This is a genomic window from Saccharomonospora cyanea NA-134, from assembly GCF_000244975.1.
In the GTDB taxonomy this organism is placed as follows: Bacteria; Actinomycetota; Actinomycetes; order Mycobacteriales; family Pseudonocardiaceae; genus Saccharomonospora; species Saccharomonospora cyanea.
Window position 1 is genome coordinate 312,043 of sequence record NZ_CM001440.1, and the last position, 23,670, is coordinate 335,712.

26 protein-coding genes are annotated in these 23,670 nt (G+C 70.8%); 20 read left to right on the forward strand and 6 right to left on the reverse strand.

Going from position 1 to position 23,670, the window contains the following annotated elements; all coding sequences use genetic code 11:
- The first annotated feature begins 1 nt into the window (after position 1).
- The 5 genes from SACCYDRAFT_RS01590 to SACCYDRAFT_RS01610 all read left to right on the forward strand — a co-directional run bounded on the left by SACCYDRAFT_RS01590 (position 2) and on the right by SACCYDRAFT_RS01610 (position 3,216).
- Entirely contained in the window at positions 2-784 is a 783-nt protein-coding gene (locus SACCYDRAFT_RS01590) for a hypothetical protein (protein WP_005452983.1), read from the forward strand.
- Between the two features lie 92 nt (positions 785-876).
- Positions 877-1,173 (forward strand): DUF2516 family protein, encoded by a 297-nt coding sequence (locus SACCYDRAFT_RS01595; RefSeq protein WP_005452984.1) that lies wholly within the window; start codon positions 877-879, stop codon positions 1,171-1,173.
- Positions 1,174-1,204: 31 nt separating this feature from the next.
- Positions 1,205-1,744: a YbaK/EbsC family protein gene (locus SACCYDRAFT_RS01600; protein WP_005452985.1), complete on the forward strand. Its 540-nt coding sequence runs from the start codon at positions 1,205-1,207 to the stop codon at positions 1,742-1,744.
- A gap of 30 nt (positions 1,745-1,774) precedes the next feature.
- Positions 1,775-2,215: an SRPBCC family protein gene (locus tag SACCYDRAFT_RS01605; protein WP_005452986.1), complete on the forward strand. Its 441-nt coding sequence runs from the start codon at positions 1,775-1,777 to the stop codon at positions 2,213-2,215.
- A gap of 2 nt (positions 2,216-2,217) precedes the next feature.
- On the forward strand, positions 2,218-3,216 hold the full coding sequence (locus tag SACCYDRAFT_RS01610; protein ID WP_005452988.1) for an NADP-dependent oxidoreductase: 999 nt from the start codon (positions 2,218-2,220) through the stop codon (positions 3,214-3,216).
- A gap of 16 nt (positions 3,217-3,232) precedes the next feature.
- On the opposite strand, the gene SACCYDRAFT_RS01615 is transcribed toward SACCYDRAFT_RS01610, so the two are convergent.
- Positions 3,233-4,183, reverse strand: a complete 951-nt coding sequence (locus tag SACCYDRAFT_RS01615; RefSeq protein ID WP_005452989.1) for a methionyl-tRNA formyltransferase — start codon at positions 4,181-4,183, stop codon at positions 3,233-3,235.
- Between the two features lie 169 nt (positions 4,184-4,352).
- Here SACCYDRAFT_RS01615 and SACCYDRAFT_RS01620 point away from each other — a divergent pair, with 169 nt between their 5' ends.
- Both SACCYDRAFT_RS01620 and SACCYDRAFT_RS01625 read left to right on the forward strand, forming a co-directional pair.
- Complete coding sequence (locus SACCYDRAFT_RS01620) at positions 4,353-5,765, forward strand: lysine N(6)-hydroxylase/L-ornithine N(5)-oxygenase family protein (RefSeq protein WP_005452990.1); 1,413 nt, start codon at positions 4,353-4,355, stop codon at positions 5,763-5,765.
- A gap of 70 nt (positions 5,766-5,835) precedes the next feature.
- On the forward strand, positions 5,836-6,030 hold the full coding sequence (locus SACCYDRAFT_RS01625) for an MbtH family protein (protein ID WP_043536980.1): 195 nt from the start codon (positions 5,836-5,838) through the stop codon (positions 6,028-6,030).
- Between the two features lie 106 nt (positions 6,031-6,136).
- Here the strand turns inward: SACCYDRAFT_RS01625 and SACCYDRAFT_RS01630 are convergent, their stop codons facing one another.
- Entirely contained in the window at positions 6,137-6,871 is a 735-nt protein-coding gene (locus SACCYDRAFT_RS01630; RefSeq protein ID WP_005452992.1) for an alpha/beta fold hydrolase, read from the reverse strand.
- A gap of 89 nt (positions 6,872-6,960) precedes the next feature.
- Between SACCYDRAFT_RS01630 and SACCYDRAFT_RS01635 the strand changes: the two genes are divergently transcribed.
- The 4 genes from SACCYDRAFT_RS01635 (at position 6,961) to SACCYDRAFT_RS01650 (ending at position 10,742) form a co-directional block, all read left to right on the forward strand.
- Positions 6,961-7,566: a TetR/AcrR family transcriptional regulator gene (locus SACCYDRAFT_RS01635; RefSeq protein WP_005452993.1), complete on the forward strand. Its 606-nt coding sequence runs from the start codon at positions 6,961-6,963 to the stop codon at positions 7,564-7,566.
- Between the two features lie 112 nt (positions 7,567-7,678).
- The gene (locus SACCYDRAFT_RS01640) at positions 7,679-8,758 is read left to right on the forward strand and encodes a FecCD family ABC transporter permease (RefSeq protein ID WP_005452994.1); all 1,080 of its coding nucleotides are present in this window, start codon (positions 7,679-7,681) and stop codon (positions 8,756-8,758) included.
- On the forward strand, positions 8,755-9,861 hold the full coding sequence (locus SACCYDRAFT_RS01645; protein ID WP_005453004.1) for a FecCD family ABC transporter permease: 1,107 nt from the start codon (positions 8,755-8,757) through the stop codon (positions 9,859-9,861). Before SACCYDRAFT_RS01640 ends, SACCYDRAFT_RS01645 begins: the two co-directional genes overlap by 4 nt.
- Entirely contained in the window at positions 9,858-10,742 is an 885-nt protein-coding gene (locus SACCYDRAFT_RS01650; RefSeq protein ID WP_005453005.1) for an ABC transporter ATP-binding protein, read from the forward strand. The genes SACCYDRAFT_RS01645 and SACCYDRAFT_RS01650 overlap by 4 nt, the downstream gene beginning before the upstream one ends.
- Here the strand turns inward: SACCYDRAFT_RS01650 and purU are convergent.
- The 3 genes from purU to SACCYDRAFT_RS01665 form a co-directional block, all read right to left on the reverse strand.
- Positions 10,695-11,552: a formyltetrahydrofolate deformylase gene (gene purU / locus SACCYDRAFT_RS01655; RefSeq protein WP_005453006.1), complete on the reverse strand. Its 858-nt coding sequence runs from the start codon at positions 11,550-11,552 to the stop codon at positions 10,695-10,697. The two genes, SACCYDRAFT_RS01650 and purU, sit on opposite strands and share 48 nt — an antisense overlap.
- Before the next feature lie 133 nt (positions 11,553-11,685).
- The gene (locus SACCYDRAFT_RS01660) at positions 11,686-12,480 is read right to left on the reverse strand and encodes a class I SAM-dependent methyltransferase (protein WP_005453007.1); all 795 of its coding nucleotides are present in this window, start codon (positions 12,478-12,480) and stop codon (positions 11,686-11,688) included.
- Positions 12,465-12,959 (reverse strand): DUF2505 domain-containing protein, encoded by a 495-nt coding sequence (locus SACCYDRAFT_RS01665; protein ID WP_005453008.1) that lies wholly within the window; start codon positions 12,957-12,959, stop codon positions 12,465-12,467. The genes SACCYDRAFT_RS01660 and SACCYDRAFT_RS01665 overlap by 16 nt, the downstream gene beginning before the upstream one ends.
- 25 nt (positions 12,960-12,984) lie before the next feature.
- Between SACCYDRAFT_RS01665 and SACCYDRAFT_RS01670 the strand changes: the two genes are divergently transcribed.
- The gene (locus SACCYDRAFT_RS01670) at positions 12,985-14,040 is read left to right on the forward strand and encodes a UDP-N-acetylmuramate dehydrogenase (RefSeq protein ID WP_005453011.1); all 1,056 of its coding nucleotides are present in this window, start codon (positions 12,985-12,987) and stop codon (positions 14,038-14,040) included.
- Between the two features lie 11 nt (positions 14,041-14,051).
- Here the strand turns inward: SACCYDRAFT_RS01670 and SACCYDRAFT_RS01675 are convergent, their stop codons facing one another.
- Positions 14,052-14,783, reverse strand: a complete 732-nt coding sequence (locus SACCYDRAFT_RS01675) for an SDR family NAD(P)-dependent oxidoreductase (RefSeq protein WP_005453013.1) — start codon at positions 14,781-14,783, stop codon at positions 14,052-14,054.
- 86 nt (positions 14,784-14,869) lie between these two features.
- Here SACCYDRAFT_RS01675 and SACCYDRAFT_RS01680 point away from each other — a divergent pair, with 86 nt between their 5' ends.
- The 8 genes from SACCYDRAFT_RS01680 to SACCYDRAFT_RS26190 all read left to right on the forward strand — a co-directional run bounded on the left by SACCYDRAFT_RS01680 (position 14,870) and on the right by SACCYDRAFT_RS26190 (position 23,669).
- A complete protein-coding gene (locus SACCYDRAFT_RS01680) occupies positions 14,870-15,715 on the forward strand; it encodes an alpha/beta fold hydrolase (protein WP_043536060.1) in 846 nt (281 codons plus the stop codon).
- A gap of 4 nt (positions 15,716-15,719) precedes the next feature.
- Positions 15,720-17,015, forward strand: coding sequence for a D-inositol-3-phosphate glycosyltransferase (gene mshA / locus SACCYDRAFT_RS01685; protein ID WP_005453017.1), 1,296 nt, complete (start codon positions 15,720-15,722; stop codon positions 17,013-17,015).
- A complete protein-coding gene (locus SACCYDRAFT_RS01690) occupies positions 17,012-17,548 on the forward strand; it encodes a type III secretion system chaperone family protein (protein WP_005453019.1) in 537 nt (178 codons plus the stop codon). Before mshA ends, SACCYDRAFT_RS01690 begins: the two co-directional genes overlap by 4 nt.
- A 507-nt stretch (positions 17,549-18,055) precedes the next feature.
- Positions 18,056-18,814, forward strand: coding sequence for a phosphoglyceromutase (locus SACCYDRAFT_RS01695; protein ID WP_005453020.1), 759 nt, complete (start codon positions 18,056-18,058; stop codon positions 18,812-18,814).
- A gap of 179 nt (positions 18,815-18,993) precedes the next feature.
- The gene (locus SACCYDRAFT_RS01700) at positions 18,994-20,250 is read left to right on the forward strand and encodes a sensor histidine kinase (RefSeq protein WP_005453022.1); all 1,257 of its coding nucleotides are present in this window, start codon (positions 18,994-18,996) and stop codon (positions 20,248-20,250) included.
- Positions 20,247-20,936: a response regulator transcription factor gene (locus tag SACCYDRAFT_RS01705; protein WP_005453024.1), complete on the forward strand. Its 690-nt coding sequence runs from the start codon at positions 20,247-20,249 to the stop codon at positions 20,934-20,936. Before SACCYDRAFT_RS01700 ends, SACCYDRAFT_RS01705 begins: the two co-directional genes overlap by 4 nt.
- A 92-nt stretch (positions 20,937-21,028) precedes the next feature.
- The gene (locus tag SACCYDRAFT_RS01710; protein ID WP_005453025.1) at positions 21,029-22,000 is read left to right on the forward strand and encodes a Ppx/GppA phosphatase family protein; all 972 of its coding nucleotides are present in this window, start codon (positions 21,029-21,031) and stop codon (positions 21,998-22,000) included.
- 52 nt (positions 22,001-22,052) lie between these two features.
- A complete protein-coding gene (locus SACCYDRAFT_RS26190) occupies positions 22,053-23,669 on the forward strand; it encodes a hypothetical protein (RefSeq protein WP_043536063.1) in 1,617 nt (538 codons plus the stop codon).
- The last annotated feature ends 1 nt before the right edge of the window (position 23,670 follow it).

A 23,670-nucleotide genomic window follows, 5' to 3' on the forward strand; every position in this document is an offset into this window, starting at 1 on the left:
GATGGCGACCACACGCACCGAGGACGTCCGCAAGGTGGTGAACACGGCGATGGAGCAGGTCAGGACCTCGCTGCTCGCCGCGCTCGGAGCAGGCAGTCTGGCCGGCCAGGCGGTCGCGGATGCCGTGTCGAAGGCGAGGACGCGCGTCTCCTCAAGCAGTGACGCCGCCAAGAGGAACATCGAGGACCTGCCGACGGAGCTGGAGCAACTCCGAGGCCGGCTCGACCCGGCCGAACTGCGCAAGCTCCTCGACGACTACACCGAGGCGGCCACGAGGCTGTACCAGAGACTGGTCGCCTCCGGCGAGCAGACGTGGGAACACACGGTCGAGCCGCAGGTCAAGCGTGGGGTCGAGCAGTTGGAGGAGGCGCTGCACGCCGCGCAGGAGCAACTCGACGACGTCGCCTCGGACACGCGTGAACGCGTGGACGGCATGGTGGCGCTGCTCACCCGCCGGGCGCGCGAGGCGGAGCAGACGGTCGACGCGGCGGTCACCGGTGAGCTGTCGGAGGACAAGCCCGGCCCCGTCAAGGCCGACGTGGCGCAGGTTCCGGTGAAGACACAGAAGGGCCGGGCCCCGGCCGGCGAGGCGAAACCGACCGAGTCGGGCACGCGGACCAGAAGCGGGCAGACGAACGGGACGACTTCCTCGGCGGCGAAGACGTCCTCGGCGCGCAAGAAGGCGATGAAGCCCGGCACCGGCGCCTCCACCACGGCCCGGGCGCCGCGCGCTCGCCGCACCACCAAGCCACAGAGCCCGGGCGCCACGACCGACGAGCCGTGACGGCGGAGCGTGGGTCCTCGGCGGTCCTCGTGGCCGCCGTCGAGGCCCGCCGAAACCTCGGCCCTGTTGGTGTCCTGACGTAGGCTGGTGTGGTGCCGCTACTCGCCTTCTACATCGTCATGGTCATCGACTGGGCCGGGGTGCTCGTCGGTCTCGTCGCGTTCGTGCACGCCGTGATGCAGAGGTCGGACGCTTACACGGCCGCCGACCGGTTGACCAAGCCCGCGTGGCTGGCCATCACGGCCGGCTCGACGGCCGCCATGCTGCTGTTCCAGTTCTACGGTGTCGGCATGATCTTCTGGCTCGCCGCGCTGGTCGCCAGCCTCGTCTACATCGTGGACGTGAGGCCCAAGCTCATCGAGGTGCAGCGCGGTGGGTCGAGCTGGTGAGCCCGGAAACCCGCTGAAATAGTCTGGTGACGTGAGTAGCTGGACCATCGCTGGGACACTCACGCCGGTCCCGGCCTCCGAGCATCCCGAACTGCTGGCCGAACCCGTCGCGAAGGCCCTGTCCTCCATCGAGGCCCCTGTCGGTCTCGTCGAGATCGACCCGGACCTGGCCGACACCGCAGCGTTCTGCGAGACGTACTCCTCGCCGCTGTCCGCCTCCGCCAACTGTGTGGTCGTGTCGGGCAAACGCGCGGGTGAGGTGCGCTACGCCGCCGCCCTGGTGCTGGCCACCACGCGCGCGGACGTCAACAACGTCATCCGGCGCAGGCTCGACGTGCGTAAGGCGTCGTTCGCGCCCATGGAGGAGGCCGTGGAGCTCACGGGCATGGCCTACGGCGGCATCACACCCATCGGGCTGCCCTCCGACTGGCCGATCCTCGTCGACCAGGCCGTGGCCTCCGCGCCGGAACTGGTTGTCGGCAGCGGTATCCGGGGTAGCAAGTTGTTGGTCACCGGCGCCACGCTGGCGGCACTGCCCGGCGCCGAGGTGATCGACGGGCTCGCCAGGTGAGCGAGCGACACCGCAGGAAGGGGCAGCGACATGGGTAGGGTCACGGCCACGGCCGAGCGCGCGATCGACGCGCCCGCCGAGAAGGTGAGCGAGCGGCTCGCCGACTACCGGGAGGTGCGGCCCCGCCTCCTCACCGAGCACTACCGCGACTACGAGGTCGTCGACGGCGGCAAGGGCGAGGGCACGGTGGTGCGCTTCAAGCTCCAGGCGACGAAGAAGCGGGTGCGCGACGTGCGCGCCACGGTGAGCGAACCCCGGCCGGGCACGCTCGTGGAGACCGACGCGAACTCCAGCATGGTCACCACGTGGACGGTGAGACCGGACGGCGACCGCAGCGTGGTCCGGGTGGAGACCACCTGGCAGGGCGCGGGCGGCGTCGGTGGGTTCTTCGAGAAGACGTTCGCCCCCAAGGGGCTCGGGCGGATCTACGACGGCGTGCTGACGAGGCTCGCCGAGGAGGTACGAGGGTAGCGATGGCAGCGACGGAAGTGCGGCTCGCGTCTCGTCCCGAAGGGGCGCCGACGCTCGACAACTTCGAGGTGGCCGAGGTCGACGTGCCGAAGGCCGGTCCGGGACAGATCCTCGTGCGCAACACGTGGCTGTCGGTGGACCCGTACATGCGGGGCCGGATGAGCGCCGCCAAGTCGTACGTCACCCCGTTCGAGGTCGGCAAGGTGATGGACGGCGGGGCGATCGGCGAGGTCGTCGAGTCGAACGCCGACGGTGTCGCGGTGGGCGATGTGGTGCTGCACGGCCTCGGCTGGCGGACGCACGCCGTGCTCGAACCCGCGCGGGTGCGTGTGCTGGACCCCGAGGCGGCGCCGGTGGAGGCACACCTGAGTGTGCTCGGCATGCCGGGCCTCACCGCGTACGCGGGGTTGTTCGACGTGGCGGGTATGCGTGAGGGCGACACGGTGTTCGTCTCCGGCGCCGCGGGTGCCGTCGGGTCGCTGGTGGGTCAGCTCGCCAAGCTGCGGGGAGCCAAGCGGGTCGTCGGCAGCGCGGGTTCGGCCGAGAAGGTGCGCTGGCTGCGGGAGGACCTCGGCTTCGACGCCGCGTTCAACTACAAGGACGCACCCGTCCGGGAGCAGTTGAAGGAGGCCGCGCCCGACGGCGTGGACGTGTACTTCGACAACGTCGGCGGAGAACACCTCGAAGCCGCGATCAGCGCGCTGAACGTGCACGGCCGGATCGCCGTCTGCGGCATGATCTCCCAGTACAACGCCACCGAGCCGACGCCGGCTCCGCGCAACCTCGCGCAGATCATCGGCAAGCGGTTCACCATGCGCGGGTTCCTCGTCGGCGACCACGAGCATCTGCGCCCGGCGTTTCTCGACGAGGTGTCCCCGCTGGTGCGGGAAGGCCGGATCGCCTACACGGAGACCGTGGTGACCGGCATCGAGCGGGCGCCGCACGCCTTCCTCGATCTGCTCTCCGGCGGCAACACCGGCAAGATGCTGGTGCGGCTCTGAGGAGTCGGCGGCCTCCTCAGCCCTCCGGATACCGGGTGAGGTAGCCGCCCATCGCGCGGAAGTACTCCGTGGCGGCGTGCTCGACTCCGTCGTCGGTACGCAGCTTCTCGATCGCGAGGCCGGGGCTGCGCCCGTACCGGGCGTCGGCCCCGGCGACGATCACCACGCCGTCGCCCTCGCGGATGAAGACGCGGCCCGGCGTGCCTCCGTAGGTCTTCTCGGTCACGAACGCCCGGGTGATCCGCAGCCGTTCGCCCCGGTGATAGGTGAAGGCGTTCGGGTACGGGTCGGACTGGGCGCGCACGAGCCGTTCGATGTCCTCGGCAGGCCAGCTCCAGTCGATACGGCTGTCCTCTATGGACCTTTTGTGGAAGAACGTCGCCTTGCCGCGGTCCTGCGGTACCGGCCGGGCCCGCCCGGACGCGATCGCCTCGAGCGATTCGGTGACCAGCGGTTCGATGAGGTCCACGGTCCTGTGGAACAGGTCGGTGGCGGTGTCGCGGGGGCCGACCTCGACCGCCCGTTGCGCGATGATCGGGCCCGCGTCGAGTTCGGCGTCCATCAGGTGCGCGGTGACGCCGACCTCCTTCTCCCCGTTCAGCAGTGCCCAGATGAGCGGCGAGAAGCCGGCGTAGGCGGGCAGCAGCGAGTCGTGCACGTTGAGCGTGCCGTGCTTCGGCAGTTCGAAGATCTCGGGCGGGAGCCAGGTGCGCCAGTTGTTGGCGACGACGAGGTCGGGTGCGAGGTCGGCCAGCCGGTCGGCGAGTTCGGCGTCGGGTCGGTTGCGCAGCTCGACCGGGATGCCCGCTTCGGCGGCGAGGTCGGCCACGGAGTCGGCCCAGATGCGCTCGTAGGCGTGGTCGGAGTGGGGGTGCGTCACGACGAGCACCACCTCGTGTTCGGAGTCCAGCAGCGCACGCAGTGTGCGATGTCCCCAGGTCTGGTATCCGAACATCGCGATCCGCATCGGCCCTCCAGGCGGTCGACGGCAAAGCGGGCCATAGTTAAGCAAGCCTTGCCTAACTATGCAAGACCCCGTCCGAGAGACGAGTCACCCACGAATGGGCGAACTAAGGTGGGGCTAACTTAGGTTAGGGTTGCCTGGGTTCGGAAGTCGTCGACCGATGGGGACACGTATGTCGAAGGAGTTGCGAGGCGGGCGAGAGGTCCTCGACCTGCTCGGCGTCGGATTCGGTCCGTCGAATCTGGCGCTCGCGATCGCCGTGTCCGAACACAACTCCGCCGTGCCGGAGCGGGAGAGACTACGCGCGCGATTCCTGGAGCGGCAGGAGTGCTTCGGCTGGCACCGGGGGATGCTCATCGACGACGCCACCATGCAGGTGTCCTTCCTCAAGGACCTGGTGACCCTGCGCAACCCGGCCAGCGACTTCAGCTTCCTGGCCTATCTGCACGAGCAGGGCAGGCTTGTCGACTTCGTCAACCACAAGACGTTGTTCCCCCTGCGGGTGGAGTTCCACGACTACTTCCGCTGGGCCGCGGACCGGGTGTCCCACCTCGTGTCGTACGGCACCGAGGTCACGGCCGTGCACCCCGTGGTGGGAGGTGGGCGGGTGACGCACTTCGAGGTGTCCACTCGCGACGGTTCGGTGTACGCCGCCCGCAACCTCGTGGTGGCGACCGGGCTCGTGCCGTCGCTGCCGGAGGGGATGAGCGCTTCCGAGCGGGTGTGGCACAACAGCGACCTGCTGCACAAAGTGGACGGTGTTTCGAGTGCGTCGCGGTTCGTGGTCGTCGGTGCGGGCCAGAGCGCCGCCGAAACCACGGCGATGCTGCACGAACGCTTCGCCGAGGCGGAGGTGTGTGCGGTCTTCTCCCGGTACGGGTACAGCCCGTCGGACGACAGTCCGTTCGCCAACCGGGTCTTCGACCCCGCTGCGGTCGACGAGTTCCACGGTGCCCCGCAGGACGTGCGCGACCGGCTGCTGGCCTACCACGCCAACACGAACTACTCCGTCGTGGACATCGAGCTCATCGAGGACCTCTACCGCAGGCACTACCGCGAGAAGGTGATCGGCGAACAGCGGCTGCGCATCCTCAACGCCTCCCGGGTGACCGAGGTGGCGGAGACCGACGACGGTGTACACGTCACGGTGGAGTCGCTCACCACGGGGCGGCGCACGGTGCTCCACGCCGACGTCGTCGTCTGCGCCACCGGATACCGTCCCGGCGACATGACGACGTTGCTCGGCGAAGCCGCCACCATGCTGCGCCGTGACAAGGCGGGGAGGCCGCTGGTGGCCAGGGACTACCGGCTGCTCACCGAGTCCGACGCCGACGCGGCCGTCTACGTCCAGGGCGGCGCGACCGAACACAGCCACGGCATCACGTCGTCGCTGTTGTCCAACAACGCCGTGCGCTCGCGGGAGATCCTCGACTCCGTTCTCGGTCGTACGGCCTCCACTCAGGGCGGGAGGAACGGCGCCGAGATCGCCGACGCCTACTCCGGGGGCGCGGAGGCGCACCCGGGCGTCGGTGTGGGTGTCGGCACCGGCGCTCCCGGGGGCGGCGGGCTGCGGCACGTCGGCTGACGAGACTGCGGCTGCCCGCCCGGTGGCCGTACCGACCGGCGGACGAATGGCGACGAGTGAGGAGGAACCGGTGACGAACCCGTTCGACGACCCCGAGGGCCGCTTCTACGTGCTGGTGAACGACGAGGGTCAGCACTCGCTGTGGCCGTCCTTCGTCGACGTGCCCGCGGGCTGGCGGGTGGTGTTCGGCGAGGACAGCAGGCAAGCCTGCCTCGACTACGTGGAAGCCCACTGGACGGATCTGCGCCCGGCGAGCCTGAGGTAGCCAAGCCGGGCGTGTCCGCAGGCTGCACGCGTGTCCGCGGTTCGCGTACGGGCCTCGCACCTGACGCACGAACCCGGAGGACTGCTCGGGACTTCCGGCGGGGACGTCATGCCGCCAGCGGTTTCGTCGTCCGCTCCACGTGCTCGGCGGCCTCCTCGACCAACCGCGACACGGTGTGCGGGGCGCCGAGCGGTACGAGATGCCACGCCTTCGGCACGATCACCAGTCGTCCGTCCACGCAGGCTTCGAGGAAGCGCTGTTCGTCGACACGCAGGTGATCGCGGCTCCCGTTGACGAGCCACACGGGACCGCCGTACCGCTCCAGGTCCCGCAGCGGGTCGGACCCGACGAGGGCGTCGAGCGTGTCCGACATCGCTTCGGTGGCGAAGCCGCGTTCGGCGATCACGGCCGCAGCCTGCCGTCCCACGGTACTGGCGAACACGCGCTGGTTGAGCCATGCGCCTCCGTCGGGGAGGGCGCGGAAGAACCGGCTCGCCGCGCGCAGCGGTAGGGTCCGTGACGGGTGGGGGATCGCCGTGCAACCGATCCCGACCAGTCCCGCCACGCGGTCACCGAGCCGCCCGGCGGCTGCGATGCCGACGTATCCGCCCAGCGACAGCCCGGTGACGAGCGCGCGGCCACCGAGTGCGTCGATCTCCTCCGCCACGGCGTCGACGGCGGCCTCCATCGTGAACCGCTGCCCGCGCCGGCGCCCGTGCCCGGGCAGATCGGGGGCCGACACGGCTCGGCGCTTGCCGACTTCGTTCAGTTGAGGGCGCCACATCGTGCCGCTGACGCGGATGCCGTGCAGGAACACCACGGGTAGCGGGGTGCGGGTCATGACGTCCTCCTCAGAAGCGCAACGCAACGTTGTGTTGCATTACGCTAGTGTCCCACCGAACGCAACGCAACGTTGCGTACGCTGCCGGTGTGGATGACAAGCTCCCCGGAACCCTTCCCGGAAGTCGGCGCCCCGGACGTGGTCCTCGTCAGGCACAGGAGATCTACCGCGCCACCCTGGAACTTCTGGGCGGAGGCGGTTACGACGCCCTGACCGTCGAGGCCGTCGCGGCGCGTTCGGGAGTGAACAAGACGACCATCTACCGCTGGTGGCCGGACAAGGACGCGTTGCTCGGCGCGGCGATCGTGCAGTCCTCGCTGCTGCGGTTCGACGTGCCCGACACCGGGACCCTTCGTGGTGACCTGAGCGGTCTCGTGCACCGCCTCGTGGGTCTGATGACCGGTGAGGCCACGTCCGGGGTGGTGGTCGCCGCGCTGGCGGCGGTCGCGGGCAGGCCCAGTCTGGCGTGGTTGGCGCGGGAGTTCGTCACCGACCGGCTGGCGGGTGAGCGTGCCGTGTTCGACCGTGCCGTCGAGCGGGGTGAGTTGTCCGGTTCGGTGGACCCGGCGTTGGTGCTCGACCTCCTCGCGGGTGCGGTGTGGTCGCGGGTGATGTTGCGGCAGGCGCCGGTGCCCGACGACTTCGCCGACGAGGTTGTGAAGGTCGTGCTGGAGGGGTGTGCCGTCCGGGCGTGAGCCGTACGGGAAGTGCGGACACGCGTGCACAGCCTGCGGACACGCCGGCGGGCGGGAAGGTGAGGCTAACCTAGCCTGGACCGGTCATCGTCGGTTCGGTTAGCCTCACCTTATGCCGCCGGCCGTCTTCGCTGACCCCGCTTCGGAAACCGAACCGGGCGATCGCGCCGTTTCCTCCCGGCGTTGGGCGCACGTGCTGCGGGCGGGCGGCCTCGTGGTGATCGCCGCAGCGCTGGCCCTCGTCGCGCTGCTCAGCGTGTGGTTCGGATCCAAGGACATCCCCTTCACGGACACCTGGGACGTGCTGCTGCACCCCGAGGCCTGGGCGGGCTCGGACGCGGTGGTCATCATCCACGACTACCGCATTCCCCGGACTCTGCTGGGGATCGTGGCCGGTGCGGCACTGGGAATCTCCGGTGCGCTGATGCAGGCGTTGACACGCAACCCGCTCGCGGAGCCGGGACTGCTCGGGGTCAACACGGGCGCGTCCACCGGCATGGTGGTGGCGATCGCCTTCCTCGGGGTCACGTCGGTACTGGGCTACGTGTGGTTCGCCCTGGTGGGCGCGGCGCTGGCCTCGCTGGTGGTCTACGTGCTCGGTGCCGCGGGACGCGGCGCCGCGAGTCCGGAGCGGCTGGTGCTGGCGGGAGCGGCGATCACCGCCGTGCTCTACGCCTTCAACACCGCCGTGCTCCTGTCGGACCCGCAGGCCTACGACGAGTACCGGTTCTGGATGGTCGGCTCGCTGGCGGGCCGCTACTACGACGTGTTGCTGCCCGTGCTGCCGTTCGTGGTGGTGGGCACGGTCATCGCGCTGCTGCTGATGCGCCCGCTCAACGCCCTGGCGATGGGCGACGACCTGGGTAGGGCGCTCGGCACCCGCCCCGGCCTCACCAGGGTGTTCGGGGCCTTCGCCGTGACGCTGCTGTGCGGCGCGGCCACGGCCGCCGTCGGGCCGATCGCCTTCGTGGGGCTCGCGGTGCCCCACGCGGTGCGGCTGCTGGTGGGGCCGGACCAGCGTTGGGTGCTGCCGTACTCCCTGGTGGCCGCGCCGTTGCTGCTCGTGGGGGCCGACGTGGTCGGACGCGTGGTCGCCTCGCCTGCCGAGGTGCAGGTCGGCATCGTCACCGCGGCCATCGGAGTGCCCGTGTTCTGCCTGTTGTGCCGACGACGGAGGCTGGCCAGCCTGTGAGCCACGAGACCGCCACCGAGACGCGGGCCGGTGACGCCCCCGGCGCCCCGGCCCGGCCCGTCACCGGCCGGGTGCTGCGAACGCGGCGCGAGACCGTCGCTCTGCGCCTGCCCACCCGGCCGATCGTCGTGGGCGCGGTACTCGCGCTCGCCGTCCTCGTCACGGCGACGATCACCCTGACCACGGGCGAGTACGAGTTGTCGGTGTCCGAGGTCCTCGCCGTCATCGTGGGTCAGGGCGAGGGTGCCGCCGACTTCATCGTGGGCACGTTGCGCCTTCCCCGGCTGCTCACGGCGTTGTTCGTGGGCGCGGCTCTCGCGGTGAGCGGGGCGATCCTGCAGAGCCTCATGCGTAACCCGCTGGGCAGCCCGGACTTCGTCGGTTTCACCAACGGCGCGTCCACGGGCGCGCTGTTGATGATCATCGTGGTCGGCGGGAGCATGGCGCAGGTCGCGGTCGGAGCGCTTGTCGGCGGCCTCGCGACGGCGTTGCTCGTCTACGCGCTGTCGTACCGGCGCGGCGTGCAGAGCTACCGGTTCGTGCTCATGGGCGTGGGCGTCAACGCACTCGCGCTGTCGGTGAACTCCTACCTGATCACCCAGGCCGACATCTACGACGCCCTGACCGCCCAGGCGTGGTTGATCGGCAGCGTCAACAGCCGGGGCTGGGAGCACGTCGCCGCGTCCGGGCTGGCGCTGGCGGTGCTGCTGCCCGTGGCGTTGAGCCAGTACCGCGCGTTGTCGATGCTCGAACTCGGCGACCACTCCGCCGCGGCACTCGGGGTCGGTGTGCAACGCAGCAGGGCGATCCTGATCGCGGCGAGTGTGCTGCTCGCCGGGTTCGCCACCGCCGCGGCGGGACCGATCTGGTTCGTCGCGTTGGCGGCTCCGCAACTCGCGCGGAGGCTGACGCGCGGTGCCGCGCCGGGGCTTGTGACCTCGGCGTTGATGGGCGGGTTGCTGTTGACCGTCAGCGACCTGGCGATGGACCGGTTGTTCCCCGCCCAGCAGCTTCCCGTCGGCACCGCCACGGGCTGTCTCGGCGGGCTGTACCTGATGTGGTTGTTGGCGTCCGAGTGGCGCGGAAAGGGCAGGTACGCGTGACCGAATCGACTTCGGGACACAGCGGCGACGGCACGGGCGGCAGGTTGCGAGCGGAGAACCTCACCCTCGCCTACGACGACGCCGTGGTGGCGCGGGAGCTCGGGGTCTCGGTGCCGGACGGGTCGTTCACCGTCATCGTGGGGCCCAACGCGTGCGGCAAGTCGACGCTGCTCAAGGCGCTCGCCCGGATGCTCAAGCCGGACGCCGGGGCGGTGTACCTGGACGGGCAGGTCATCACGAGTTACCGCTCGCGGGAGGTGGCGCGGCGGCTGGGCCTGCTGCCGCAGAGCTCCATCGCGCCCAGCGGCATCACGGTGGGCGACCTGGTGGCCAGGGGCCGTTACCCGCACCAGCGCCTGCTGCGGCAGTGGTCGTCGCAGGACGAGGCCGTGGTCGTCGAGGCCATGAGGCGCACGGGTGTGGCCGAGTTGGCGAACCGCCTCGTGGACGAGCTGTCGGGCGGGCAGCGGCAGCGGGTGTGGCTCGCGATGGTGCTCGCGCAGCAGACCCCGATCCTGCTGCTCGACGAGCCGACGACGTTTCTCGACATCGCTCACCAGATCGAGGTGCTGGAACTCTGCGCCGACCTCAACGCCGACGCAGGCCACACGCTGGTGGCGGTGTTGCACGACCTCAACCAGGCGTGCCGCTACGCGACCAACCTGATCGTGCTCGCACCGGGAGGGCGCATCGCGGCGCAGGGCGACCCGTGCGAGATCGTCACCGCCGACCTGATCGCCGACGTGTTCGGACTGCCGTGCCGCATCGTGGACGACCCCGAGACGGGCACGCCGATGATCGTGCCCGTCGCGCGGCGGCGTCGTTCCGGCCGCTCAGAAGACCACGGTGCGGTTGCCGTGCACGAGCACGCGGCTCTCTAGGTGCCACCGCAGGCCGCGCGCGAGCGTGATCTTCTCGATGTCGCGGCCCTTGCGGACCATGTCGGACACGGTGTCGCGGTGGTCGACCCGGATGACGTCCTGCTCGATGATCGGCCCCGCGTCGAGGTCGGCCGTCACGTAGTGGCAGGTGGCGCCCACGAGTTTCACGCCCCGTGCGTACGCCTGGTGGTAGGGGCGCGCGCCGACGAACGACGGCAGGAAGCTGTGGTGGATGTTGATGGCCCGGCCCGCCCACGCCTCGCACAGCTCGGCGGGCAGGATGCGCATGAACCGGGCGAGTACCACGGCGTGCGGGTCGTGTTCGTCGACCAGCTTCGCGATCTCCGCGAAGGCCGTGGAGCTGTCTCCGTCGAACGGGACGTGGTGGAACGGGATGCCGTGAGCGCGCGTGATGTCGGCGAGCACGTCGTGGTTGCCGACCACGGCCCGCACGTCGGCGTCGAGTTCGCCGGAGGCCACGCGACCCAGCAGGTCGTACAGGCAGTGGCCTTCCTTGGACACCAGGATCACCACGCGACGGCGCTCGCCGGTGTCGTCGATGCGCCAGTCGGTCTCCGATCCCAGCGACCGCGCCACTCCGGCGAACCGGGCTCGCAGCTCGTCGACGTCGAACGGCACCGAGTCGGCCCTCACCGCCTGCCGGGTGAAGAACCAGCCCGTGTCGGGGTCGGTGTGATAGGCGGCCTCGACGATCCACCCTCCGACCTCGGCGAGGAAGGACGAGATCCGGGAGACGATTCCCCTGCGGTCGGGGCAGCCGAAGGTGATGACGTACTGGCGTTCCTGCACGGTATGCCATTGTCGCTGGTCATGTCGGCGACGCAGCCGGTGGGCCGGAGATTCGTGACGGGGGAGACGTCACGGGCCGGCGGTGCCGCCCGCCGGTGAGCGGTATGCGCGGCGGCGGTGGCCGTCCGGGGGGTCAGCCCCCCGACACGGTGTGCCACGGGACCGTCACCTCGCCGAGCCGCCAGCGGTCGCGCCTGCCGAGCACCGGCCAGCCCTGCTCGGTGAGCAGCCGTACCGCTTCGGTCCAGCGGGCGCGGGCGCCGAACGCGCCGTAGGGGGCCGCCGCGGCCCAACACGAGTCCAGAGTGGACATCAAGGCGTGGACCGGCTCGCCCTCGACGTTGCGGTGGATGAGGGCTTTGGGCAGCCGCTCGGCCAGGGTGGACGGGCGCTCCAGGCTCGCGGTCCGGCAGGACAGCGTGAGCGTGCGCGGCCCGTCGTGGGTCAGTGTGACCCACGCGCACAGCCTGCCGACCTCGTCGCACGTTCCCTCGACCAGGACACCGCCCGGGGCGATGCCCGACAGCATCGCCTCCCACGACGGGGCGACGTCGGCCTCGGAGTACTGCCGGAGCACGTTGAAGGCGCGAACGACGACAGGCCGGGTGCCCGCGAGTTCGAACCCGCCGGAGCGGAAGTCGAGCCGAGGGGGGTCGGCCACGGCCCTGCCCGCCGCGACCCGTTCGGGGTCGAGTTCCAGTCCGAGCACCCGCACGTCGGGCCGGACCGTCGAGAGCCGCTGGGCCAGTTCCACCGTGGTGACGGGGGAGGCGCCGTACCCGAGGTCGACGACGAGTGGGTCGGTCGCGGCCGAGAGCGCCCCGCGCACCAGCGGCTCCCACAGCATCCAGCGGTCGATCCTGCGCAGCCGGTTCGGGTTGGTGGTGCCGCGGGTCGGCGAGCCGACCGGTTTCAGCCCGCGAGCCATTGCTCCGTGGCGCGGGCCTCGGTCTCGAGCAGCTTCGTCACCTGCTCGACCACGAAACTCTCGATCTTGCCTCCGACGAGGGGGACTCGCACGGACACCTCGCCGCGCGTGGTCTGGACACACCCGCCGCCGCTCGGAACCAGTTCGACGTCCGCGGTGATGCGGCCGGGAATGTCGGCGACCTCGACGGTGACGGTCCCGGTGTACCGGTCGCTTTCGCGGGTCCAGACGTGCGTTCGCCGCACGGTCAGGTCACCGGAACGGAGGGTGCGCACGAGGGAGGGCAGCTTGTCGGCGGGGATGCCCTGCAGGAGCGTGTACCGGGCGCCGCGTTCGCCGACCTCGTGGTCCCGCAGCTCGGCGTGTTCGCCCCCGACCTGCGCGAGTCGCGCGCGCAGCGCCCGTTCCTCGGTCTGCGCGGCGTAGGCGTCGGCGGCGCTGTGCGGGAACGTCGCCCGATGCTCGATACGGGTGGCCATGCCGGGGACAGTACCGTTTGGGGGCGTGAGCACTGTCGAAACGGTCGGCCGGAAGAAGCTGCGTGAGCACACGACCCTGCGGCTCGGTGGGCCCGCGCGGCGGTTCGTCGTGGCCGAGACCACCGACGACCTCGTGGCCCACGTGCGCAAGCTCGACGAGGCCGGCGAACCCCTGCTGCTCGTCGGCGGTGGCTCGAACCTCGTCGTCGGCGACGACGGCTTCGCCGGCACGGTCGTGCGTATCGCCACCACCGGATGGAGTGACGACTTCCGGACCGTGGCGGCGGGCCAGGACTGGGACGCCTACGTCGGAGCCACGGTGGCGGCGGGGCTCGGCGGGTTGGAGTGCCTCTCGGGAATCCCCGGCTGCGCCGGTGCCACGCCCATCCAGAACGTCGGCGCGTACGGCTGCGAGATCAGTCAGGTGCTGGAGTCGATCGAGCTGTACGACCGCCGCGCCCGCGAGGTGAGGACCGTTCCCGCCGACGAACTCGGCTTCGCCTACCGCACCAGCGTGCTCAAGGGCACCGATTCGGGCGTCGTGCTGTCGGTGCGCTTCCGGCTCTCGGACGACGGCCTCTCGGCGCCCGTCCGCTACGCCGAGCTCGCGCGCGGGCTCGGTGTGGACATCGGAGCGAGGGTGCCCGCGAGGCGGGCCCGCGAGGCGGTGCTCGCGCTGCGTCGCGGCAAGGGCATGGTGCTCGACCCGGACGACCACGACACGTGGAGCGCGGGCTCGTTCTTCACCAACCCGATCGTGGCCGAGGCCGACGTGCCGAGGGTGCTCGAACGGATCGCCGCCGTGGTGGGCACGGAGGCTGCCGTGCCGAGGTACCCCGCCGACGGTGGGATCAAGCTCTCCGCCGCCTGGCTCATCGAACGGGCCGGTTTCGGCAAGGGGCATCCCGGCCCGGGGGGCCGGGTCTCGCTCTCCACCAAGCACACGCTGGCGCTCACCAACAGGGGCGAGGCGACCACCGCCGACCTGCTCGCCCTGGCGAGGCAGGTCCGCGACGGCGTACTGGAGCGGTTCGGTGTCGAACTGCGCCCCGAGCCCCTGCTGGTGAACTGCGCGCTGTAGTGCCCCGACGGCTATCGGCGGTGCACCCGGCTGCCGCTGTACTGCGCCGTCGGCTTGAGCACGATCTGGTCGAGGTTGACGTGCGGGGGCCGGGTCGCGGCGAACGCGACCACCTCGGCCACGTCCTCGGCCGTCAGCGGCGTCAGCCCCTCGTAGACCTTGGCCGCGCGCTCGGTGTCGCCTTCGAACCGGTTGACGGAGAAGTCGGTCTCCACCATCCCCGGGACGATCTCGGTGAGCCGCAGTGGGTCGCCGAGGTGCTCCGACCGCAGGGTCCGGTGCAGCGCCGACTGGGCGTGCTTGGCGGAGGTGTAGCCCGCGCCGCCGTCGTAGACCTCGTGGCCCGCGATGGAGGTGACGGTGATGATGTGCCCGTCACCGGAGGCGAGCAGCTTCGGCAGCAGTGCCTTGGTGACACGCAGGGTGCCCAGCACGTTCGTCTGCCACATCCACCGCCAGTGCTCCTCGTCGGCGTGCTCGACGCGGTCGAGGCCCTTCGCCCCACCGGCGTTGTTGACGAGCACGTGGCATTCCGGGATCCGGGCCGCGAACGAGGTGACGGACTCGGCGTCGGTGACGTCGAGGGCGTGCGCGGTGCCGGAAAGCTCCTCCGCGAGCGGGCGCAGCTTGTCCAGGCGCCGGGCGCCGAGGACGACGTGGAAACCAGCGGCGGCGAGCGCCCGCGCGCAGGCTTCGCCGATACCGGCGCTGGCTCCTGTGATGACTGCCGTTCGGGTGTTCATGCCACCCGATGCTGCCAGGTAATGTGGGCGTGCTCATCGGCGGTTCGCTGTGTGGAAGCTGTTCCGGAGGAGATTTGACGAGGCGGATGAGGGCGGAGGTCGTCGGGGCGTCAGGGGTCCGGATCGGAGTGCGAATCGACGGCGAACGCCACGCTCCCGCGCTCGTGTTCGTCCATGGCTGGGCGCAGTCGGCGCGCGCCTGGGACACCCAGTTCGCCGATCCCGAGCTTCGCGAGCGGTTTCGGCTGATCGCACCCGACCTGCGGGGACACGGCGGTTCCGAGGCACCCGAGGGCGGCTACGGGGACCCGGCGACGTGGGCGGCCGACCTCGCGGCCGTGCTGGAGCTGGCAGGCGGTGACGCGGTGGTGGTCGGCTGGTCCTACGGCGGTCTGGTCATCACCGACTACCTGCGCACCCACGGCACGCGCGGACTGGCGGGCATCGCCTTCGTCGGTGCCATCACCGAGATCGGCAAGGGCCGCCCCGGCGGCCGCGTGGGCCCGGCGATGGCGGATGCGTTGCCCGCCGCGCTGTCGGACGACCTCGGTGTCGCCCTTCCCGCGCTCACGGCGCTGGCAGAGGGGATGGCCCACCGGCCCGTCCCCGGCGAGTTCTCGCAGGCGTTGCTGGGTGCGAGCCTGGCCGTGCCGCCGAGGGTTCGCAGGGCGCTGTTCCGCAGGGACGTCGACAGCGCGGACGTGCTCGCCGCCGTCGACGTGCCCGTGCTCGTGGTGCACGGCACCGACGACGCCGTTGTGGACGTCACGGCGGGCGAGTACACGGCCGGGAAGATTGCGGGGGTGTCGGCGCGTTGGTGGCCAGGGGTGGGCCACTTACCGTTCGTCGAGTCCGCGCGGGAGTTCGACACCACACTGCGACGGTTCGCCGAACAGGCCTTCGAGAGCGTCCTCGGACGAGCGGAAAGGTGATTCGGTGAAGATCTCCCGGTACCGGGCGGCGGTACGGCCGCGCCGGATCGCGGTGCTGTCCGTGCACACGTCGCCGCTGGAGCAACCCGGCACGAACGACGCGGGCGGCATGAACGTCTACATCGCCCAGACGGCCGTGGAGATGGCGCGTCGTGGAACGAGTGTCGAGGTGTTCACGCGAGCCACGTCGTCCGACCAGCCTCCGGTGGTGGAACTCGCGCCAGGCGTGCTCGTGCGGCACATCCCGGCGGGGCCGTTCGAACCGCTGACACGGGGTGAGCTGCCGTCCCAGCTCTGCGCCTTCACGTCGGGTGTCCTGCGTACCGAGGCGTTCCAGGAGCCGGGCCACTACGACCTGATCCACTCGCACTACTGGCTGTCGGGCCAGGTCGGGTGGCTGGCCCGCGAGCGGTGGGGGGTGCCGCTGGTGCACACCGCCCACACGCTGGCGAAGGTGAAGAACGCCGCGCTCGCGGAAGGCGACACCCCGGAACCGCGCACGCGGGTCATCGGCGAGGAGCAGGTGGTGGCGGAGGCTGACCGGCTGGTGGTGAACACCGCCGTGGAGGCCGAGCAGCTCGTGAACCTCTACGACGCCGATCCCGACGCCGTGCGCACGGTCTCACCGGGGGTGGACCTCGAACGGTTCCGTCCGGGCAGCGTGGCCGAGGCCAGGGCGGCGCTCGGCCTGCCCGGCGACGCGGTCGTGCTCGCGTTCGCGGGCCGCATCCAGCCGCTGAAGGCCCCGGACGTGCTCCTGCGGGCCGCGGCCACCCTCGTGCGCCGCGATCCCGAGCTGCGCCGAAGGCTCGTCGTGCTCGTGGCGGGCGGCCCCTCGGGCACGGGCCTGGACCAGCCCACGTCGCTGCGGAAACTCGCCGCGGACCTGGGCATCAACGACCTCGTCCGCTTCCTGCCGCCGCAGGGCGGGCAGGACCTCGTGAACGTCTATCGCGCCGCCGACGTCGTCGCGGTGCCGAGCCACAACGAGTCCTTCGGCCTGGTCGCCCTCGAAGCCCAGGCCTGCGGTACTCCCGTGGTCGCCGCTCGGGTCGGCGGCCTGCCCGTCGCCGTCGCCGACGGCGAGTCGGGTGTGCTCGTGCCCACCCACGCGCCCGACGACTGGGCCGACGCGCTCGCCGGGGTCGTGCTGCGTCCGCGGGTGCGGGAGTCGTTGGCGCGCGGTGCTCACCGGCATGCGGCACGGTTTTCGTGGCAGCGCACCACCGAAGCGCTGCTGGACACCTACGCGGAGGCCACGAGGGCGTTCCGCAGCACGGCACTGGAGGTGGCGGTGTGACCGGCTCCGAACACGGTCGGCGGGTCGATGCGCTGATCCGGTCGACTCTGGACGCGGCGGGTCTCGACTACAACCGGCGGCGCGAGGGCGTGTACTTCGTCACACTGCCCGGCACGAAGAAGCTCCAGACCAACTGCTGGCTGATCGTCAGAGAGCATTCGCTGGCCGTGGAGGCGTTCGTGTGCAGGCGGCCCGACGAGGCCCACGAGGACGTCTACCGGTTCCTGCTGCGCCGTAACGCGAAGCTCTACGGCGTGCACTACACCATCGACTCGGTGGGGGACGTCTACCTCGTCGGCCGGTTCGGGCTGGACACCGTCACCGAGCCGGAGCTCGACAAGGTGCTCGGCCAGGTCCTGGAAGCGGCGGACGGCGACTTCAACACGCTGCTGGAGATCGGCTTCGCGACGTCCATCCGGCGGGAGTGGGACTGGCGGGTCTCGCGCGGTGAGTCGCTGGCGAACCTGAGAGCGTTCGAACATCTGGTTCGCCCCGAGGCTCCGCACGCTCCGGGGTCGCTGACGTCGGACTGACCTGGCGCGGCGCGAGTCACAGCGGGAACCCGGGGGCCGCCATGATCGTTGGAGGTTGTGAGACCACCCGGCGGTAGCCGGTGTGTCGCGGGGCGGCTCGAGGGAGGGGGGAGTCGCGAACTCGAGCCGCCCCGCTGACGTTCCCGCCGCGTGGACCCGGTGGCGAGGGGGATGCCAACGGGGCCGGCGGGCCGCAGCTCGGCAGGGGGGAGACGAGCTGCGCCTACGCCCGCGTTCGGCCGGGGAGTGCGTGGTGACCGGCCGAGCGGGTTGTAGTCAACTTGTCAGACCGAGGTCTGTAATCACAAGACTACGCACTACCCCAATAGGGTGAAATTCGCCCCCATCGTTAACGCCTCGCAATTCTCTTCACGGGGACGACACGTTGTTGGCAGCTCGCTCAGGTTATGGGTGAAGATCAATACTGCTAAGCACAACCGTCGGTAGAAATCCCAGGTCGGCGCGCACGGTCCGACCACCCGAACGGTGGCATGGCAGGCTTGAGGTATGGCCGAACTTGGAACCCTGGTGCTGCTGCGACACGGGCAGAGCACGTGGAATGCGGAGAACCTGTTCACGGGCTGGGTCGACGTCCCCCTGTCCGAGCAGGGTGAAGCCGAAGCCCGGCGCGGTGGCGAACTCCTCGTCGAGACGGGCCTGCTCCCCGACATCGTCCACACGTCCCTGCTGCGCCGCGCGATCTCGACGGCGAACATCGCCCTCGACGTCGCCGATCGGCACTGGATCGACGTGCGGAGGGACTGGCGCCTCAACGAACGGCATTACGGCGCGCTCCAGGGCAAGAACAAGAAGCAGACGCTCGAGCAGTTCGGCGAGGAGCAGTTCATGCTGTGGCGGCGCTCCTACGACACCCCGCCGCCGCCCATCGAGGCCGACAGCGAGTACAGCCAGGAAGGCGACCCGCGCTACGCCGGGATCGGCGACGCGATGCCGAGGACGGAGTGCCTCAAGGACGTGGTGGCGCGGCTGCTGCCGTACTGGGAGTCCGCGATCGTGCCCGACCTCAGGGCGGGCAGGACGGTGCTCGTCGCCGCGCACGGCAACTCGTTGCGTGCCCTGGTCAAGCACCTCGACGACATCTCCGACGACGACATCGCCGGGCTCAACATCCCGACGGGCATCCCGCTGCGCTACGACCTCCGCGACGCCGACGGCGACCTGAAGCCGACCAACCCCGGTGGCACCTACCTCGATCCGGAGGAGGCCGCGAGGGCCGCCGCCGCCGTGGCCAGCCAGGGCCGCTGACTCCTCTTTCGCACGGACCCGTGCCGGCTGGGGAGGTGAGCGCTTCCCCAGCCGGGATCGGCCGGCCGGTGAACGAGTGGTGACGCAGCGGCGAACAAGGTCGCGGAACATGTCACGACCGTCACGAGAATGCTTCGAGTACTAGGCCTTCGGGCCACTTCCGTGCATACGATGCCACCGTGACGGCGCCCGCTACGTTCGCGCTGGCCATCGCCGCCGTGGTGATCGGCCTTCTTGTCGGCATAGCCGTCGGCAGGTCCGGCCTCGCCCGCAGACGCACCGGAGCGCGCGGTCCCACGGCCGCGGAGTTGCTCGACCGGTTCATGCGCTCGTCCAACAACGGCGTGTTGATCCTCAACCGCTTCGGCGACCTGGTGCTCCACAACCGCCGCGCGGAGGCGCTCGGCCTCGTCCGCCAGAACCAGGCCGACGTCAGGGCGCGCAAGGCCGCGGAGCAGGTGGTCGACACCGACGAGGCCACGGAGATCGACCTCTCCCCGCTCGCCGTGCGTGGGCGGGGGCCACAGGCGGTGCTCGGCGAGGTGCGGCCCCTCGGGGACGGGTTCACCGTGGTCGAGGCCGTCGACCACTCCGACGCCGTGCGTCTCGAGGCCACCAGGCGGGACTTCGTGGCCAACGTCAGCCACGAGTTGAAGACGCCTGTCGGTGCCATCGCCCTGCTCGCGGAGGCCGTCCTCGACGCGGCGGACGACAGTGACGAGGTCCGGCGGTTCAGCGAGAAGATCCTGCGGGAGTCCACGCGGCTGGGCAAGCTCGTCACCGAGCTGATCGCGCTGTCGCGGTTGCAGGGCGCGGAGAGACTGCCGGAGCTGACCGTGGTGGACGTGGACACCGTGGTGGCCGAGGCGCTGGGTCGCACCCGGCTCGCCGCCGAGTCCGCCGACATCCGGATCACCACCGACAACGTCAGCGGCCTCACCGTCGAGGGCGACCGCACGCTGCTGGTCACCGCGTTGTCGAACCTGCTGGACAACGCCGTGGCGTACTCGCAGGCCGGAAGTCCCGTGTCGATCAGCCGCAAGCTCGTCGACGGCCACGTCGAGATCGCCGTCACCGACCGTGGCATCGGCATCGCCGAGGCCGACCAGCAGCGGGTGTTCGAGCGCTTCTACCGGGCGGACAAGGCGCGCTCCCGCGCCACCGGTGGAACGGGGCTCGGCCTGGCCATCGTGAAACACGTCGCCGCCAACCACGGCGGGGATGTCCGGTTGTGGAGCAGCCCCGGGGTCGGCTCCACGTTCACGCTACGCATACCGGCCCACCAAGGGACCGACGACCAGCCCGTCGGTGAGGTGCCGGCCGCTGTGTCCCCCGCCGCGCCCGAGGCCACCGGAAGGCCCGGACCGGGTTCGAGTGGTGAGCAGCGCACCGCGGCTGCGGTCGCGCAGGAAAGCACCAGAGGAGGAGTGTCGTGACCAGGGTGCTGATCGTGGAGGACGAGGAGTCCTTCGCCGACCCGTTGGCCTTCCTGTTGCGGAAGGAGGGTTTCACGGCCGCCGTCGCCACCGACGGCAGGCAGGCCCTGGAGGAGTTCGACCGCAACGGCGCCGACATCGTTCTGCTCGACCTCATGCTGCCCGGCATGAGCGGCACGGACGTCTGCAAGCAGTTGCGGCAGCGTTCCAGCGTGCCAGTGATCATGGTGACGGCCAGGGACAGCGAGATCGACAAGGTGGTGGGCCTGGAACTGGGGGCCGACGACTACGTCACCAAGCCCTACTCGGCCCGGGAGCTCATCGCTCGCGTCCGGGCGGTGCTCAGGCGGGGCGGTGAGCCCTCGGGCGAGGGTCAGCAGGCGCAGCCGGTGCTGACGGGTGGCCCGGTGAGGATGGACGTCGAGCGGCACGTGGTCACGGTGGACGGCACGGAGGTGCCGCTGCCGCTGAAGGAGTTCGACCTGCTGGAGTACCTGCTGCGCAACGTCGGCCGCGTGCTCACTCGCGGCCAGCTCATCGACCGGGTGTGGGGGGCGGACTACGTCGGCGACACCAAGACGCTGGACGTGCATGTCAAGCGTCTTCGCTCGAAGATCGAGCCGGACCCCGGTTCGCCTCGGCATCTGGTCACCGTCCGTGGGCTGGGCTATAAGTTCGAAGCCTGAAACGCGACGTTCGGCGCAGCGTGGCGACCGTCGAGCGGTTCCCGCCCTATGTCACAGCAGTATCACGTCGGCGGACGGTACCGTAGGACTTTGTGCGCCTAGGGGTACTCGACGTCGGATCGAACACGGTCCACCTGTTGGTGGTGGACGCGCATCGTGGTGCCCATCCCACGCCGATGCACTCCGAGAAAACGGTGTTGCGCCTCGTGGAACGGATCGACGAGGGCGGAGAGCTGGACAAGAAGGCGGCTGACGAGCTGGTACTCGCGGTCGCCGAGGCCCGCGACGCGGCCGGGCGGCTCGGTTGTGAGGAGCTCATGTCGTTCGCGACGTCGGCGATCAGGGACGCCGTCAACGCCGACGAGGTGCTCCAGCGGGTCGTCGACGAGACCGGTGTCGAGCTTCGGGTGCTGACCGGTGAGCAGGAGGCCGAGCTCACGTTCCTCGCCGTGCGCCGATGGTTCGGCTGGTCGGCGGGACGGTTGCTGGTGCTCGACATCGGCGGCGGTTCCCTGGAGGTCGCGATGGGCGTCGACGAGGAACCCGAGCTCGCGGAGTCGCTGCCCCTCGGCGCCGGACGCATCACGCGGACCCGTTTCGAGAACGACCCGCCGACCCGCTCCGAGGTGGTCTCCACCACGGCGTGGCTGGAGGATCAGCTCGGTGAGCTCGCCGACCACGTCGTGAGTGTCGGTGTGCCCGACCGGGTCGTGGCGACCTCGAAGACCTTCCGGTCGCTGGCCCGGTTGACGGGTGCGGCGCCGTCGTCGGCGGGGCCCCGGGTGAGCCGGGTACTGACCCACGCCGGTCTCCGGCAGCTCATCGCGTTCATCTCCCGGATGTCGTCGGACGACCTCGCGCAGCTGGAAGGCGTGAGCCCCAGCCGCGCCCACCAACTCGTCGCGGGCGCGCTTGTGGCGGAGAGCACGATGCGTGCCCTGTCACTGGAATCCCTGGAAATCTGTCCCTGGGCTCTGCGAGAGGGTGTCATCCTGCAACGGTTGGACCACTCCGACGGCACAGAACAGACCGCTTTGCTGACCGGCCGGAGGCGGCACGCATGATGCCTGGGTTCAGACTGGACGTAACGAACGGGCGACGGGCACGGTGGAAAGGATGACTCGAGACAGCGACGGCGGGCGGCCTCAGAAGACCGTGGCCGAGCTTCTCGCCGAGCACGGCGGGCAGGTCGGCGGCACACCGCGTCGTCGGCGGCGCCGTGCTGCCGAGGACGACGGGCCTCCCCAGCCGGGGGTCACCGACACGGCGCCGCAGGCCATCATCGACCGGGTCCGCGCTGAGGGCCCACCACCCGGCGGGGGCGCGCCGAACGGCCGACCGAGGGGACGCGCCGCGGAGGGGGAGGAGCCGCCGCGGGGCCGACCCGGTCAACCGCGTACGGGCCAGCAGCCGGTGCCGCCCCGGAGGCCACAGAACTCGGGCGGGTACCCGGCGCCGGGCGGCGGCGAGGGAGCCGCCCGCCCGCCGCGGCCACCGCGTGGTCAGGGTGCGAGGCCGGCGCAGGAGAGCTCGCCTCCCACGCCGTCGAGCCCGCCACCGAGCACCGCGCACAGCACCGGCTACGGCAAACCGACGACCAACGGATTCCGCCTGCCGCCGAAGCAACAGAGCAGCGGCCCCAACCCGGTGCCCCCTGGCGGTGGTACCACGGGAACGACGCCCAAACCGCCTCCGCCGAGCTCACCGAACCCGCCACCGCACGACGCGGCGAGCCGGATGACGGCCACCCGCCGGGTGCCCGTGCCCGCCGCGCCGGTTCCGTCCCCACAGGAGGGAACGCTGGCGGCGAGGCTCGACGGTCTCGGTGAGGGGGACGAGCAGGAGCCGCCCACGCCCGGTGCGCAGCCACCGGCGGGGCGGGCGCAGCGCTCCGGACGGTCGCCCCTGCCGCCGCGCAGGCGGAGGCCGCCGAGGAGCGCGCCCGCGCCGCAGGCGGAACCGCACACCGAGCAGCTCCCCGCGGTGTCGGAGAGCGACGCGGAGAAGACCACGCTGTCCGAGCCGGTGAGTGCCGACGAACCACCGGCCGGGCTGGTCGGCTGGCCCGGTCACCGTGGCTCGGCCGACGACCCCGCGGAGGCGACCCGGATCCACGCCCCCGCCGAGGCGACCCAGATCCACGCCCCCGCCGCGCTCGGTACCGAGGACGTCGACACCGACGACGAAGGTCCGGCCACCGGCTACTACGTCCCGGACTTCGACGACGACGCGGACGACCTCGGGGCGGTCACCCGTGTCGGCGCGCTGGACGACGACCCGCTCGGCGAGAGCGGTTACGACACTCGCTACGGGACTCGCGGCGACGCCGACGATCCGTACGGGGACGCCTACGCCGACGACGACTACGACGACGAGGACGACGAGGACGATCTCGATCACTCCGGCAAGGGGAAGCGACGGCAGGCAGGCGAGCCCGGCGACGCGGACGAGGGTGCCGTCGAGGACGGTTCGCCCGCGAAGCAGTGGCTCGTGCTCGCCGGGCAGCTCGCGCTCGGCGTGGCCGGTGGCGCGGGTGTCTGGCTCGGCTTCAACTGGCTGTGGGGCAAGCTGCCCGCCGCCGCGTTGATCGCCGCGCTGGTGGTGACCGTCGGCCTCGTGTGGGTCGTGCGCAAGGTCCGCAGGGCGGAGGACACGCAGACCACCGTGCTGGCACTGCTGGTCGGTCTCGTGGTGACCGTGTCGCCCGCCGCGTTGTTACTGGTGTCGCGTTAGC